Origin of the sequence: Clostridium paraputrificum (genome assembly GCF_900447045.1) — a bacterium.
Classification (GTDB): domain Bacteria; phylum Bacillota; class Clostridia; order Clostridiales; family Clostridiaceae; genus Clostridium; species Clostridium paraputrificum.
In genome coordinates this window covers 419,165-435,229 of the sequence record NZ_UAWH01000005.1, presented here as the reverse complement: position 1 = coordinate 435,229, position 16,065 = coordinate 419,165, and the positions used below count along the sequence as shown (strand labels likewise).

Annotated in this window: 13 protein-coding genes; 2 read left to right on the top strand and 11 right to left on the bottom strand. The window is 29.9% G+C overall.

The window, feature by feature from the left end:
* Window positions 1-25 precede the first annotated feature (25 nt).
* Window positions 26-1,444 (top strand): pyruvate kinase, encoded by a 1,419-nt coding sequence (pyk, locus tag DR024_RS02105; RefSeq protein ID WP_027096935.1) that lies wholly within the window; start codon window positions 26-28, stop codon window positions 1,442-1,444.
* A gap of 291 nt (window positions 1,445-1,735) precedes the next feature.
* Here the strand turns inward: pyk and DR024_RS02100 are convergent, their stop codons facing one another.
* From DR024_RS02100 to rpsA, 3 genes are all read right to left on the bottom strand, one after another.
* On the bottom strand, window positions 1,736-2,452 hold the full coding sequence (locus tag DR024_RS02100) for a hypothetical protein (RefSeq protein ID WP_027096936.1): 717 nt from the start codon (window positions 2,450-2,452) through the stop codon (window positions 1,736-1,738).
* A 5-nt stretch (window positions 2,453-2,457) separates the two neighbouring features.
* Window positions 2,458-2,793 carry a PadR family transcriptional regulator gene (locus DR024_RS02095; RefSeq protein ID WP_027096937.1) on the bottom strand — a complete coding sequence of 112 codons (336 nt, stop codon included), beginning with the start codon at window positions 2,791-2,793 and terminating at the stop codon, window positions 2,458-2,460.
* Window positions 2,794-3,114: 321 nt separating this feature from the next.
* On the bottom strand, window positions 3,115-4,260 hold the full coding sequence (rpsA, locus tag DR024_RS02090; RefSeq protein ID WP_027096938.1) for a 30S ribosomal protein S1: 1,146 nt from the start codon (window positions 4,258-4,260) through the stop codon (window positions 3,115-3,117).
* Window positions 4,261-4,607: 347 nt separating this feature from the next.
* Here rpsA and DR024_RS02085 point away from each other — a divergent pair, with 347 nt between their 5' ends.
* Window positions 4,608-5,261 carry a PspA/IM30 family protein gene (locus DR024_RS02085; protein ID WP_027096939.1) on the top strand — a complete coding sequence of 218 codons (654 nt, stop codon included), beginning with the start codon at window positions 4,608-4,610 and terminating at the stop codon, window positions 5,259-5,261.
* A gap of 158 nt (window positions 5,262-5,419) precedes the next feature.
* Here the strand turns inward: DR024_RS02085 and DR024_RS02080 are convergent, their stop codons facing one another.
* From DR024_RS02080 to DR024_RS02045, 8 genes are all read right to left on the bottom strand, one after another.
* Window positions 5,420-5,629 (bottom strand): heavy-metal-associated domain-containing protein, encoded by a 210-nt coding sequence (locus DR024_RS02080; protein WP_027096940.1) that lies wholly within the window; start codon window positions 5,627-5,629, stop codon window positions 5,420-5,422.
* Between the two features lie 32 nt (window positions 5,630-5,661).
* Complete coding sequence (locus DR024_RS02075; RefSeq protein ID WP_055183500.1) at window positions 5,662-7,890, bottom strand: heavy metal translocating P-type ATPase; 2,229 nt, start codon at window positions 7,888-7,890, stop codon at window positions 5,662-5,664.
* 23 nt (window positions 7,891-7,913) lie between these two features.
* Window positions 7,914-8,183, bottom strand: a complete 270-nt coding sequence (locus tag DR024_RS02070) for a metal-sensing transcriptional repressor (RefSeq protein ID WP_027096941.1) — start codon at window positions 8,181-8,183, stop codon at window positions 7,914-7,916.
* Window positions 8,184-8,342: 159 nt separating this feature from the next.
* Complete coding sequence (locus DR024_RS02065; protein WP_055183501.1) at window positions 8,343-8,747, bottom strand: CBS domain-containing protein; 405 nt, start codon at window positions 8,745-8,747, stop codon at window positions 8,343-8,345.
* Window positions 8,748-8,861: 114 nt separating this feature from the next.
* Entirely contained in the window at window positions 8,862-10,652 is a 1,791-nt protein-coding gene (locus DR024_RS02060) for a MutS family DNA mismatch repair protein (protein WP_055183502.1), read from the bottom strand.
* A gap of 223 nt (window positions 10,653-10,875) precedes the next feature.
* Window positions 10,876-11,760, bottom strand: coding sequence for a metal ABC transporter substrate-binding protein (locus DR024_RS02055; protein ID WP_027096944.1), 885 nt, complete (start codon window positions 11,758-11,760; stop codon window positions 10,876-10,878).
* 286 nt (window positions 11,761-12,046) lie between these two features.
* On the bottom strand, window positions 12,047-14,749 hold the full coding sequence (locus tag DR024_RS02050; RefSeq protein ID WP_055183503.1) for an AAA family ATPase: 2,703 nt from the start codon (window positions 14,747-14,749) through the stop codon (window positions 12,047-12,049).
* Window positions 14,739-15,872, bottom strand: coding sequence for a metallophosphoesterase family protein (locus DR024_RS02045; protein ID WP_055183504.1), 1,134 nt, complete (start codon window positions 15,870-15,872; stop codon window positions 14,739-14,741). The genes DR024_RS02050 and DR024_RS02045 overlap by 11 nt, the downstream gene beginning before the upstream one ends.
* Between the last annotated feature and the right edge of the window lie 193 nt (window positions 15,873-16,065).

The window sequence follows — 16,065 nt, the reverse complement described above, 5'->3', positions numbered from 1 at the left end:
CATTATTTTTTAGGAGGAATCTCAAATGCAAAAAACTAAAATGATTTTTACTATCGGGCCTGCTAGCGACAATGAAGAAACTTTAAGAAAATTTATTAAAATTGGTATGAGTGCTGCAAGACTAAACTTTTCTCATGGTACTCATGAAACCCATAAAGAAAAAATTAATCTTATAAAAAAATTAAGGGAGGAAATGAACTCCTCAACTGCAATAATTCTTGATATTAAGGGTCCTAAAATTAGAACTCATAATTTTGTAAATGATGGTATTGAATTAAAAAATGGTCAAGAGTTCTCATTTGTATGTGGAGAAGAACTTCTAGGAGATGATAAGCGCTGCTCTATCTCTTATGAAACTTTATATAAAGACGTTAAGGTTGGAGGTAGTATATTAGTAGATGATGGATTATTAAAGTTCGAAATAACAGATGTAATTGGAAAAGAAATTAAGTGTAAAGTTTTAGTGGGAGGTATGATTAAAAATCATAAGGGAGTAAATGTCCCTAATGTAAAAATACAACTTCCTTCTATTACAGAAAAAGATATAGATGATATTATATTTGGATGTAAGATGGGTGTAGATTTCATCGCTGCGTCATTTATTAGAAAAGCAAGTGATATATTAGAAGTTAGAAAAGTTCTTAAAGAAAATAATGGTGAAAACATTAAAATTATTGCTAAGATTGAAAGCCAAGAAGGTGTAGATAATATAGATTCAATAATTGAAGTAACTGATGGAGTTATGGTTGCTAGAGGTGATATGGGAGTAGAGATACCTATAGAAAGAGTGCCAATAATTCAAAAGAAAATAATAAAAAAGTGTAATACTGCAGGTAAGATAGTTATTACAGCTACTCAAATGTTAGATTCTATGATAAGAAACTCTCTTCCAACAAGAGCTGAAGCATCTGATATATGCAATGCAATATTTGATGGTACAGATGCCATAATGCTATCTGGAGAAAGTGCTTCTGGTAGCTTCCCAGTTGAAGCTGCCGAAACAATGTCTAGAATAGCTATTGAAGCCGAAGAAAACCTAGAGTATGACCATTTGCTTAATAGAAATATTGATCCTACAACATCTTCTTATGCAGATGCTATAAGTTACTCAGCCTGTAGAACATCCTTTGTACTAAATGCTAAAACAATAGTCGCAGCTACCAAAAGTGGTTCTACTGCTAGACTTTTATCAAAATATAGACCTCAATGTCCTATAATAGCTATTACTCCTTTTGAAGAGGTTAGAAGAAATCTTGCATTAAACTTTGGTGTTTTACCTCTTAAGTGTGAAATGTTTAATACAACAGATGAAATTCTTACCGAAGCTAAAAACAAAGCCGTTGAAGTTGACTTTGCTAATCCAGGAGACGATATTATTGTTGCTGCTGGAATGCCAACAACCCAAACTGGCGGAACAAATATGTTAAAAATAGAAAAGCTATAGAGATTAGATTACTACCAAATTCCATTTTTTTCTTACATTGAAATTTTTATAAATGATATAACGTTTATATATTTAACGTACAGTTTGCTAAGTGGAACATAAGTCCTGCTTACTAACCTGTACGTTTTTTATTTTAAAATTAATAATTAGAGTTGTGAATTTATCTGTAACACAGGTAGAATAATATGAAGATTATATATCTGATCTTGATAGAAAAATTAAATATAAGCTATAGGTAACACCACTCTATAGCTTATATTTATATATTTATATATTTATTTATTTTTATATTTATTTATTAGATACCTTATCCATTCTTCTAGCCTTTATGAATTCAATAACATTAGCTCCTATAACAGCTATGCATACTAAAAAGGCTATAATAATTATTACTGGTATATTACTAAAAGTATATATCTCTATCTTTCTAAAGAAAAAAGTTGATGCCACCATAGCTGATAATACAATAAAAATAATTATAAAAGACATTATAGCTTCCTTCTTATTTCCCTTTTCATTTCCCCCTGGATGAGTACATATATATTTTACTATACCAATAGAAAAAACAAGTGCAATTATAAGGGATATAAACGGTGCTAATGATATTGTATATTTCATATTTAAAATATTAGATATAGTTAGTGGTTTAACAGTAGGTATGCTTGAAATAATATCTAATGCCATAAAGAACACTAGCATATATATGGAAATCCCTCCAAAGTCATAGAAATATGATTTTAGAGAATACCACTTGTCACTTCCCCTATACGCATCTATTATATTATCGCAAAACTCCTCATAATCTCCAACTAATACCTCTAGATCCTCTCCCCTAGACTGAGCCCCTAATAAAATATCATTTACATCATTAATTGCTTCTTCTGCATCAACACTATTTAATTTACCTCTTAAATAACATACTATATTTGTAACTAAATCCTGATATCTCTTGTCTATCTTCAGCATATTGCTATAGTTTACTTTTATTTGTTTGTCTAACTTATTCATCAATCCTACTTCCCTTCATAATACTTAAATATTCCATCAACAAACCCCTTAAACTCACCCCAGATTCTTGTAAACTCTTCAAGTTCTTGTTCTCCTTCTTCAGTCAATGAATAATATTTCCTCTGAGGCCCAAGTGGAGATTCCTTCTTTTGTGAAGCTAAACTTTTTCTTTTTTCTAATCTTGTCAATAATGGATAAACCGTTCCTTCTGTACATTGACCAAAACCAAAGGTCCTTAATTCTGTTACCACTTCATATCCGTAAGTTTCCTTTTTATGCTTTACAATTTTCAATATACATCCTTCTAAAACACCCTTTAATAATTGAGATTTATCTTGCATAGTAAATCTATCCCTTCTCCTACTTTGTATAACATAGTAGTTCTTGTAAAAAGTAGGTACTATGTAATACATAGTACCTACTTATAATATATTCCTTTTCACACTTTTTGTCAATAAAAAAGGTGAAGTGGATATTTTTTTGCTTGTTCCGTCACTTCGCTCTAAGTCACATGGAAACAAATATCCACCTCAATCGTACTAAAAATAAGGAATTTATAAAATTATTATACTTGAATAGCTGGTTAAAATTTTATACCTTTCTACACAGTAAAAAATATGGAGAAATCTCTATATGATTTCTCCATATTTTTGTTTAATTAATTAGAACTTAAGATCTTTAAATAAATCTCCTAAACTTAATCCTTCGTCACTATCATTATACTTCATGTATTCTTTATTTCTTTCAACAGCTTCTTTAATGCTTAAGCTTAACTTCTTATCTTCTTTATTCACACTTAGAACTTTAACCTTAACATTTTGTCCTACTGTTAACACATCACTTGCTTTAGCTATGTTTTCATCAGTTATTTCTGTAATATGAACTAATCCTTCAACTCCAGGTAAAACCTCTACGAAAGCTCCAAAATTAGTTAGTCTAACTACTTTCCCTTCCATTACAGCTCCATCTTTTATAGAACTTCCATGAACCTTCCATGGTTCACTATTAACATCCTTTAAAACTAAAGCTAACCTTTCTTTTTCTCTATCTACTTCACCAACAAATACTTCAACTTGGTCTCCAACCTTAACTACATCTTCAACTCTCTTAACTCTTCCCCAAGCTAAATCATTTATATGAACTAAACCTTGAACTCCACCAATATCAACAAATGCTCCAAACTTAGCTATCTTTGTTACAACACCTGTTCTCTTTTCTCCTTCATTAACAGAAGCCCACATTCTTTTCTTTTCTATTTGGTACTGCTCTTCTTCTATTACTCTTCTAGAAGCAACAACTTTTCTATTTCTTAAATCTAATTCTATTAACTTAACTTCAAGAGTCTTTCCTACTACATCTGAAGACTCAACTCTTCCTCTACCTAACTGAGAACCTGGAATAAATATTCTAACTCCACCATAATAAGCTACAACGCCACCTTTTACAGCTTCCTTAACATTTACACTTATCAATTCTCCTGATTTAAATGCTTTCTTTAATTCTTCTCTTTCAGTAACTGCTAAAGCCTTAACTCTTGAAAGTAACACATATCCTTCTCCATCATTAGGCGATAAAACGTATACTTTAAACTCATCACCCTTCTTTACAACTTCTTCAGGACTTTTTCCTTCATAAGTTAATTCTTCTTTAGATATAACTCCATCAAAAGCATAATTTATATTAACTATTACTTCCTTATCATTTACTTCTATAACCTTACCATCAAGGATTTCTCCTTCTCTTATTCTCTTAACATCATAATCATTTAAAAACTCACTCATGCTATTCATGTTTGTTTCATTAGTCATATAAATCACTCCCTAAAATACAATTTTAATCCAATTTAAATTCTATATTATTGTTATTGCTAATACAAGTAGCATATACATTATATTATATATTTACCCCAAATAAGTTTATGGTATAATATAGAAAATAGGTAAAAAATGAATTATAAAGCTATATCAAGATAAATTACGGTATAAAGAGTTATTAAATACCACTTATCCTCACTTAACTCTTTTCTCCTTTTATAGGTTAATTTCGCCTTTGCTATTTCAATTTTTTACCACTATAATTTAGTTATAATATTATTTTGACAATATAATGTACTTGATATTTAAATTGAATACTAATAAAATTAGGAGGTTATGTTATGGGTATTTTTAACAGGATGTCAAACATGATTAAAGGAAAAGTAAACTCAACTTTAGATGAAATGGAAAATCCAATTGAATTACTAGATCAAAAAATTAAAGATATGGAAGAACAATTAAGCAAAGCTAAATTAAACTCTGCTCAAGTTTTAGGTAATGTTCATGAAATTGAAAAGAAAATGAACGCAGCTAAAAATGAATCTGTTGATTATGATTCAAAAGTTAAACTAGCTCTTTCTAAGAATAATGAAGATTTAGCCAAGAGAGCATTAGCAAAGAAGGTAGATGCTGATAAAAAGTATGAATCTTTAGTAACTACCTATAATACTTCTAAAGCTCAAGCAGATGCTCTAAAGAAAAACTTAAGAGCTTTAGAAGAAGAACTTGAAAAGACAAGGAGCTATAGGGACGAAGCTGCTGCAAGGTACTCTACAGCAAAAGCTTCTAAGAAGGTTAATGAAGTTTTAGCAAATGTTGAAACTAAAACCAATTCTATTAATATTGATAATATTGAAAGAAAGATTGCTAGAGAAGAAGCTATGGCTAATGGTCTTGGAGAATTAAAAAACCTTGATAACTTTGATAGTGAATTTGAAGAATTAGGTGACGTTGACCTAGATGCTGAATTAGAAAAATATAAATCAGGACTTTAATAGTTAATAGAGATAAAAAAGATTAGGAGGAGAAATTGCTTGAGCAATTTCTCTCTTCAATTTATTTTAGAAGTTCTAGAGACTTGTTACAGAATTTCATCCTTATCCTTATTATTTTAATTATCCTTATTAACAAAAAACTGCCCTAAGGCAGCTTTTTAATCAATCTTTTCTATCTTCACAACATCATATCCTTCATCTTCAATGATGTCTTTAATTTCTTCTTCTGTTAAATCTCCTTCGATTACAGCTTTATTTATTTCTACATCCATACCTCTAACTTTTCCACAATCTTCAAATGCATTTTTCACATGTCCTACACAATGCATACAAGACATTCCATTCATTTCAATTTTAAACTTTGCCATAATAAATCCCTCCAAAAAATATTTATATTCTATTAAAATTTAGGTTTAAATCTTTTTAATCTTAAAGCATTTAATAATACTGATACTGAACTAAAACTCATAGCAAATGCAGCTATCATTGGGTTAAGAAGTGGGCCTCCGAAGGCATATAAAATCCCCATAGCTACTGGTATTCCTAAAGTATTATAACCAAATGCCCATCCTAAGTTTTCTTTAATATTCTTTATTGTTGCCTTACTTAACTGGATAGCTCCAACAACATCTAGAATATCGCTTCTCATTAAAACAATATCAGCTGATTCTATAGCTACATCTGTACCTGATCCAATTGCTATACCTATATTGGCCATTGCAAGTGCTGGAGCATCATTTATTCCATCACCAACCATAGCAACATTCTTTCCTTCATCTTGAAGTCTCTTAACTTCATTTGCCTTATCTCCTGGTAATACATCTGAAACAACCTTATCTATTCCCACTTCCTTAGCAATAGCTTGTGCTGTCTTTTCATTATCACCAGTTAGCATAACTACTTCAATCCCAAGTTTATGAAGTGCTTCAACTGCTTTTTTACTATTTGCTTTTAATGTATCTGCCACTGCAATAACTCCAGCTAAAGTCCCATCTATAACCATATACATTGGTGTCTTTCCTTGAGATGCTAATAACTTAACATCATTTTCTACTGAATTTATATCTATATTGTTATTTTTCATTAACTTATTGTTACCAATAAGAATATTTTTATCATTAATTAAAGTAACTATACCTTCTCCTGGTACAGATTTAAAGGATTCTATTTCAAATAACTCTAATCCTCTTTCTACACCTGCTACAACTATAGCTTCTCCTAATGGATGCTCAGATCCTTTTTCTGCTGAAGAAGCATATCTTAATAATTCATCTTCACTTAACCCCTTAGTTATTATATCTGTAACCTTTGGTTTACCTTCTGTAATTGTACCTGTCTTATCAAATACAACAGTATTAATTTTATGAGCTCCTTCTAATGCAACTCCACTTTTAATTAAGATACCATTTTCTGCACCCTTACCTGTTCCAACCATTATTGCTGTTGGAGTAGCTAATCCTAAAGCACATGGGCAGGCTATAACTAGTACTGCTATAAATATTGTTAGCGAGAATTCTAGCCCCTTACCACTTATTGCCCAGACAATACTTGAGATAACTGCTAATGTTATTACTGTTGGTACAAAGTATCCAGAAATAATATCTGCCATTTTAGCTATAGGTGCTTTTGATCCTTGTGCCTGTTCCACAAGCTTTATTATTTGAGCTAATGCAGTATCCTTTCCAACCTTTGTAGCCTTATATTTAAACATACCAAATTTATTTATACTTGCTCCAAAAACCTTATCTCCAATATTCTTATCTATTGGAATACTTTCTCCTGTAAGCATTGATTCATCTATAGTAGTTGTTCCCTCAACAATCTCACCATCTACAGGAAGCTTTTCTCCTGGCTTTACTAAAATTACATCTCCAACCTTAACTTCATCAATGGAAATAACTTTTTCTACACCATCTACAATTATTGTTGCTTTCTTTGGAGCTAATCCCATAAGCTTTTTAATTGCTTCTGATGTCTTTCCTTTTGTCTTTGCCTCTAGATATTTACCTAAAGTAATTAAAGTTAAAATCGTTGCTCCTGATTCAAAGTATAGATCCATTGAAAAATGAGTATCTCCACCAGCAATTTTTACTATTGCATATATTCCATAAAGAAATGCTGCTGATGTACCAATTGCAATTAATGAATCCATATTTGGACTTAAATGAACTATGTTTTTAAATCCACCAATAAAGAATTTTCTACCTACTATCATTACTGGTATAACTAAAATCAATTGAATTAATGCAAAGTTCATTGCATTCTTCATAGGATCTATAATACTAGGTAGGGGTGCCCCCATCATGTGTCCCATTGATATATAAAGTAATGGAACCGCAAAAACTAACGAAAGCACAAATCTTTTCTTTAAAGAATTAATAGCATCTTCTTTATCTGTGTCATCAATCTTTGTATCTTCTTTTACTTCATAAGCTCCATAACCTGCTTTTTCTATTTTTCCTATAATGTCCTGAATCTTCAGTTTCGAATCATCATAATCTATGTGAAGGTCTTCAGTTGCTAAGTTAACTTCAGCCTTAGTAACTCCCTCCATCTTGCTTAAAACTCTTTCAACTCTACTTGAACAAGCTGCACAAGTCATACCTGTAACCTTAAAATCTTTTTTCATAAGCTATACTCCTCCTATTAAAACTACTTATCAATAAGCTTATTTACAATCCCCACAACTTCCTCAATCTTTATATCTCTTTCATCCTCATTGCTTGCAGCCTCTTTTAAGCAATGATGCATATGCTGCGTAAGAATTAACTTATTTGCTTTTTTTAATAATCCTTGAGCTGCAATTATTTGATTTGAAATATCTATACAATACCTTTCGTCTTCCAACATTTTAATTATTGCTTCAACTTGTCCCCTACAGGTTTTTAGTGTTTGTAACGCTTTTTGTTTATCAGAATTCATCTTTTACCTCCTCCACCCCCTGGGTAGGGGGTATGATTTGATATTAATACTCCAATTCTATTTTGTCAATACCTTAATATATTTATTCAATAATTTTTATTTTCCTATTAATTATAAAAAAGAGGAATCGTCTTGCGATTCCTCTTCTAAAACTCTTAACTATTTTTTTATTTCATTATAGCAATAATTAATTATATCACTTCTCTTTATAATCCCAATAAATATTCCATTGTCATCTACAACTGGAACAAAATTTTGATTTATTGCTAAATTAATTAAATTTTCTATATCTGAATTGATTGATACACTCTTATGAGATACTCTTCTATCTATCTCTTTTACTTTAACACATTCTGTGTTTTTAAAATTTAAATCAGGTGTATTCTTTAATTTCCATAAAAGGTCACCTTCTGTAAGAGTTCCAACATACTTTCCACTCTTATCTATTAATGGAATAGCTGTATAACCGTGATGCTCCATCTTCTCCATTACCTGTCTCATGGTTGCTTCACAACTTTCACACACTACTTCATTCTTTGGTGTAAGAAAAAACGCTATATTCATAACTCTCCCCTTCATATTAAGTAAAACTTTTTCATTACAACTTTATTGTAACATAATCCTAACAGCTTGTCAGATTTTCTAACCACTTTCTTATTGGAATAAAGTGAATTATTTTCAAAAATCTATACCAGCCAGCCTCATTAGATATACAGCATTTTGTGTATTACTCTTACCTTTTCTAAGCTTATAATCAAACTGAATTTTATTATCTTTATAGTATTCTCTAAAATTGTAGTTTTCTACTTCCTTCATCTCTTCTTCTAAATCACATAGTTCTAAGTCATGTGTTGAAACAAGACCTCTAGCTCCATTGGATATTAACTGTTTTATTAAAACAGTAGCACCTATGTGTCTATCCTTAGAGTTAGTTCCCTTAAATATTTCATCAAGTAATACAAATACCTCTTCTCCTCTTTTACAAGCATCTATAATAAGCTTTATTCTTAAAATCTCTGCATAGAAAGAAGATATACTTTCCTCTAAGTTATCCTTTGTTCTCATACATGTGTAAATATTCATAATAGGACAACTAAATTCATTTGCACAAGCTGGTGCGCCAATATAAGTTAGTAAAAGATTTATTCCTACAGTTCTTAAGAATGTACTTTTACCAGACATATTTGACCCAGTAATCAATGTTATTTGCTTTGGAGTCACTAATTCATATGTGTTTGCAACTGCTCTATCGCCAATTAAAGGATGAGCCATATTAACGCCCTTTATTTCTTTTTCAGTAATATTTCCAAAACACCAATCCTCATGGTCAAAGCTTATGTTAGATATACTTGATAGAGCATCAAATTCTCCCATAACCTCAAGCCACTTTTCTATAGAATCCCCATTCTTTTCTTTCCATTTATCTAAGTTAAATAATATAAATACATCTGCAAATACAAAGACATTTAAAATAAAATAATATGCATTTGCCATTGAGTCTCCAACCCAATCTAAAAGATCAGCTAATCTATTCATTTCCTTACTGCAAGAAGATTCCCCTCCTATAGTAAGTTTAGCTTTAGTTTCATTTAAATACTCACTTATAAACTCTTCTTTTTCTATTAAATTTAATATATTAGAATAAGCTCTTACACTATTTTTAATAGAATGAAATAACTCCATTACATGGTTCATATCCTTTGTTAGCATTTTAATAACAACGTAATTAATCATTAAATCTAAAATAACTATACTAAAAGGTAATATTTTAAATGTACATGCTATTATTAAAGCTAATGTAACTACTATAAATATCCCTGCAATTATCAGTTTTACAGAGCTTGTTTCAGAAGGTGTCTTTCCCCACTTTATTAACTCTTCAAGCTCTTCACCCTTATTTTTCTTAAAAGTACCATCTATATAAAGTTTTTGTCTCCATTCAACCTTTTCTCCTAATTCTTTTATTGCTTTCTGCTTTTTATTTACAACCTCTTTAGAAGGTAAGTTCTTAAGAAGTAATATTTCCTTTAACTTTTTACGCCCACTCTTAGTTCTTGTGGTATTTACCATCTGGAATAATGAATTATTTCCAAAAACATCTAAATCTTCACAAAATGGATGCCCCTCTTCAATTAATTCTTCTCCCTTATCCTCATCTTCTTTATATTTTCCATTTAATCTATTTAAACCTTTTTCATTTATCTCTAATAAAATGTTTAATTTATTTCTTTCATTAATTTTTTTACCATGTATTATAGCTACTAGAATAAATAGCGCTAAAATTAATAACTCTACTAAAATAAGATTTAAAAAATTACTTGATTTATATAACTTATATCCTGCAGCAATCCCAACTAATACAATTGCTAATCTCCCCCAGCCAATATAAGATATAGACTTATCTAAAATATTTATCTTATCTTTTGCACTATTTATTTTTTCTTTATAAAAGTTTTCTGCTCTGCTCATCTAATCCCTCACTTCATTCTTTTATCTAATAACATTAAATATTTCTTTAAACAGTTAAGCCTAATCCTTAAGTAGACTTAAAACTTACTCTAATGTTAAAACTTCAATTTATTTAAAGATACCATAACATCATTCTTTTTCCAATATTTACAACAACCTTTTCTATAATAATTTAAAAGAGAAATTGCATTGCAATTTCTCTTTTATATATATTTATTATTAACTATTTAAGTGAATTATATATTGTTTCAAGGTTATATCTCATTGCTTCAATATAACTTTTTCCTTCAACCTTAGTTTCTAAGCTATATATCGGCTCAACCTTTCCACCAATTTCATTGGCTATAGTTTCTGCTTCCTTTTGAGTTTCGCTTCCTTCTGAAAATATAACTGTTATCCCTTTTTCTTTGCAATAATTAATTGCTCCAGCATTCTTCTTTGCTGTTACCTCTCCTTCACCAAATATATCGTGAAGTGAATTTTCTGTTAATCCAAAGTCTCTACAAAGGTATCCAAAAGCTGCATGACTAGTCATAAAATATTTTTGAGTCTTTGAAGCAAACTTATCCTTATATTCATTATATAATGAATCAAGTTCATCCTTAAATTTATTATAGTTTTCTTCATAGAAATCTTTATTTTCCGGGTCTACTTCTATTAATGCATTTTTTATGTTGTTACTTTGAACTGTTGCTTCTCTTAAACTTAACCATAAATGCGGGTCTTGTTTTCCATCTATAACTCTAACATCAGCACCAGTACTACTATCTACCATTTTAACTTTATCTTTATCAATTTGTCCTTCAACATTCTCTAACCAATGTTCCATGCCTAATCCATTGTAAACAAATACTTGGCTTTTCATTAGCTTTTCTAGATCTTTTGGTCCAAAATCCATATCATGAGGTTCTGCATTTTCAGGAACAAGAGTACTAACTTCTATCTTGTCTCCACCTATTCTTTCAGCAAATTCCTTTAAAGGACTAATAGAAACCATAACATTAACTTTTTCACTTTGTTCATTATCATTACCACTTTTAGTTGAGCATCCAATTAACATAACTGGAAGTATCATTAGCACTGATAGTTTTACTAATAACTTTTTCATTTCGCACCCCTTATTGCATATGATTTGCATTTGCATTTTTTATTGTATACTCTCATCTATTTTTTGTCAATAAGAGAACCACATATATCTATTATTGCCAATATAACTAAAAAACATTGTATTGATATTTATTTTGCTTATTCAGTCGCATAGTTCATAGATATTTATTCCCCTCGTACTAAAGGTAAGGAAATTGCAAAAAAAATTAGGTTAACAGTATTACTGATAACCTAAATCTTTCCGTTCTATTCTTATATATGATTAAACGCTAATTATGTGCATATTCTTATAAACTTATTAAATTATATTTACAACAGATCTCATCTAATATTTCTTTCTCTTTTTGCTGGCAAGTAAATATTATTCCCTGGCCTTTTATTTTATTATAAATTAGCTCAATGGCCTTCTTTCTTCTAGTATCATCATATTGAATAAAAGCATCATCTAAAATTATAGGACATTCTTCATGACTAAATAACATATCTATAAAAGCTAATCTTAAGGATAAGTAAAGTTGGTCATATGCTCCATTACTTAAATAATTCCCTTTAAAGAGATTATCTTTATCTCTAACAAGCATCTCATAATTATCGCCAAGCTTAACATCCTCATATTTATTAAGAGATAATTTTTTAAAGTTATCCAATATCCTTCTATTAATTTCAGGGCCTACCTCTCTTCTAATTTCATTAAAGGACTCTTTTAAAGTTTCCATAGCTATATCTAAAGCCTTAACTTTTTTATCACCCTTTCTAACTTCCCCCTCTACAGTTTGTATTTCTTCTTCTATCTTTACTAAATCTCTTTTTCCTATAAGTCTAGTAGCTATATTATTTTCAAGATCCTTTATTCTTTTTTCACAATCTATTAATTCCCTTGACTTTTTCTTTTCTTCCCTTTCAATCTCATCTTCTGATTCAAAAGAATATTCATTTTCATCATTAACTATGCTCTTTAGTTCTTCTTTAATCTCAGCAATATTTCTATCCTTTAGTAATACCTTATAAGTTTCCTCAATAGACAGTATATTACTATGAATTTCAGCTCTCTTTTTAAGCTTTTCCTTATATTCCTTTATATATAGCTCTATATCTAATAAATTTCCTAGGTCTAAATCCATGGTCTTTAGCTTTTCTCTAAGCTTTTCCTCTTGAACTTCTATATTAGAACTTAGCTCATTTAAAAGTTCAGTTTTTATGTTCAGGTCCTCTTCTAGCTTTTCTTTTGTAATGGACAAACTTTCAAAAATATTTACCTTTTCTAGCACCTCATCTAAATCTTTAGAGGAGGATAGTCTTTCTATTGATGAAATCATCTCACAATTCTTCTTATACCTATTCTTATCTTGAAGAAGTCCCTCTTCATTTATCATTTTTTTCTTTTCTTCGATTCTAAGTAACAATCTTTCTTCATATTCCTTGTAAGAATTAAATCTTCTTATAGCAGTTATTAAATCTCCATAGTCTTTTGCATCAACTTTTTCCATGTATCTATCTAAGCTTAATTCTATTGAATCTATTTCCTTTGTTAAAGCTTCTACCCTTTTAGATGCATTCTTCTTTCCTTTAATGGTATTACCTTCAGTAAAACCTTTAACCCCTAAAAAAGCTCCTAAGCAAATTAATAATATGCCTAAAATCATTAAAGGTATTCCAAAAAAGGATAATACTATACCTATCCCCCCTAGAATCCCACCTAAATACATATTACTCATACTTTTCTTAAGTTTTATATCTAAATTTTTAGGAATATTATTTTGTTGAAGAATATCTTTTATTTCTTTTAGCTTATCTTCATAAGATGATAGCACTTCCTCTATTTCCTCTATGTATTCTCTCATTTCATGGAGGTTTTTCATTACAGCCCTTCTCTTTAAAAGCTCCCCTTCATCTTCAGCCAAGGATTCTTCTAAAGCTTTCATTGAGCTTATTTTAGCTTCTAAGTTTTGTTGTTCATATTTAAGATTTATAAGTTTTTCCTTAATGTTATCATCAAACATTTCTAAAAACTTATATTTATCTAGCTTCTCTTTATTGTAGTTAAATTGCCCTTTTATTTCTTCTACTACTTCCTTAAGCTCTTCTCTCTTATCTATTAGCCCTAAATAAAGCCTATTATCCTCCTTAAGATCATCAATAAAATCCTCATCTATTAGGTTTCCCAAGGCCCTTTCTTCTCTTTTAAGTTCTTCCGACTTCTTTAAGTACTCACTTATATCCTTGTATTCCTTATGAAGTTTCACCTTTTTTAAATACTTTTTATATAACTCAAGCTTTGTTACCTCATCATTTAATGTTTTTCTTTTCTCCTTCTCTAGTAAAAGTTCATTTTCCCAATTTAAATTTTGCTCTGCTATGTTGTACCCCTCATACCTTTCTTCTAATAATGAGGAATACTTCTTTTTTAACCCATCTAAAGCACCTACTCCTCTAGATGTAGTTAATTCTTTCTTTATTCCCTCTATCTTAGACAGTGCCTTAGCAGCTGGAACCTCCTCCTCTGCACAACCAAATAGAGATGTTATTCTCTCCATTATTTCCTCTTCTTTATCTTTTCCAAAAGACACCCCAAGCTGACTAATAAATAGTGTTTTTTCAAAGGTTGATCTATTTACTCCTAAAAAACTTTTTCCTGGCTCTTCTATATTAATATTTCTTGCAACTTCTCCTGTTAAAGCATCTAAAACTTCACAAGTATCTTCTTTTTTAGTTAATGCAAACATCCTTTTTATAATATATTCTCTTCCATCTTGCTCAAGGGTGAGCTCTCCTCTTATTCCGCCACCCTTGAAGGGTAAATATCTCTTTCTATCTCCATCGCCCTTACCTCTTTTTTGAGGAAAACCATATAACATTACCTTTATAAATTCTTCTATGGTACTTTTACCTGCTTCATTTTCACCATAAACTAAGTTTAAGCCCTTACTTAAATGTATAATCTTATTTTCTACTCCACCAAAGGAATCTATTTTTAACTCTTTAATAATCATTCATATTCACCTGCCCTTCAGATAGGCTTGATAATCCTACTTTAAGTGCCATCATTAGTACTTCTTTATCTTCTTCTGTCTCTGCTGAATCTATTAAATTCATTATTTTCTTTACAAATAGAGATTTAACTGAATATCCCTTTGTAATCTCTTTAATATTATATTTTACTCTGGTTTTATCAACTATCTTACAATAATAAAAATCTAGTCCTAATCTTTCCCTAAGCAATTCCTCGTCTATTGAAAAGTCTGGAGATATTTCTCCTTCAAGAACTATTTTATATAAATTATGCTTTCTATCACTTTCTTTAATAGAATCTATAATACTTTTCTTAACTTCTTCATATCCAAAACAATCTGAAATATCTATATGCTCCTCAATATAATTTCTTTTAGATGTTTTTACAAATTCTAAATCTACAGTTCCTTTAGATACATATCCATATATAATTCCCTTATCTCCTAATTCATCAAAGCCTCTACCTTGTGGACATCCACTATAGGCATAAAAGGTTTGCCCTTCCTTGTTTATACCACTAAAATTATGCCTATGGCCTAACGCAATATAATCCATCCCACTATTTCTTATATCATCAAAAGTAATTGGATTATATTCATTCCCTCTATTGGAACTTGAAATTTCCCCATGTAAAACCATAATATTTATTTTATCTGAAGGCTCTGAAAAATCTTTAAGTGCAGATTCTCTAATATACTTTTCTCTAAATCCATACCCCCATACATTTATATCTAAATCCTCTAAATATACCTTTTCTAAATCACCTTTAAAAATATAAACATTGTTGGGCCAATTTATTAATTTATAAAAAGACTTGTCTCCGTATGGATCATGGTTTCCTGGACTTATAAAAACTTTAATTTCATGGATTTCTCTTAATGATTGCTCAATAAAATACAAAGTTTCTCTATTTAACGTAAAATTATCAAATATATCCCCTGCTAATAGCAAAATATCCACAGCTTTTTCCTTGCAAAAGTAGATAATATTCCTAAAGACCTCTTTTAATTCTTCTTTATTTATTCTACTTTGACTTTCTCCCACATCTTTAAAAGGAGTATCAAAATGTAAATCACCTGTATGAACTATTTTTATCTTTTTCATATAATCACCTTCAAATCAATCGAACTTTTGTTCTCATTTTACCACATTTTATGTTTATAAGGAATATTATGTATCATCTATTCACATAGAATTATTTTCCATGCTAAAATATAAGTTTCAATTTTAGTGGTAAGATAAAAAGAAGACTCTAATAAAAGTGATGAATGGAGAGCTTGTATATTAACTATTGATG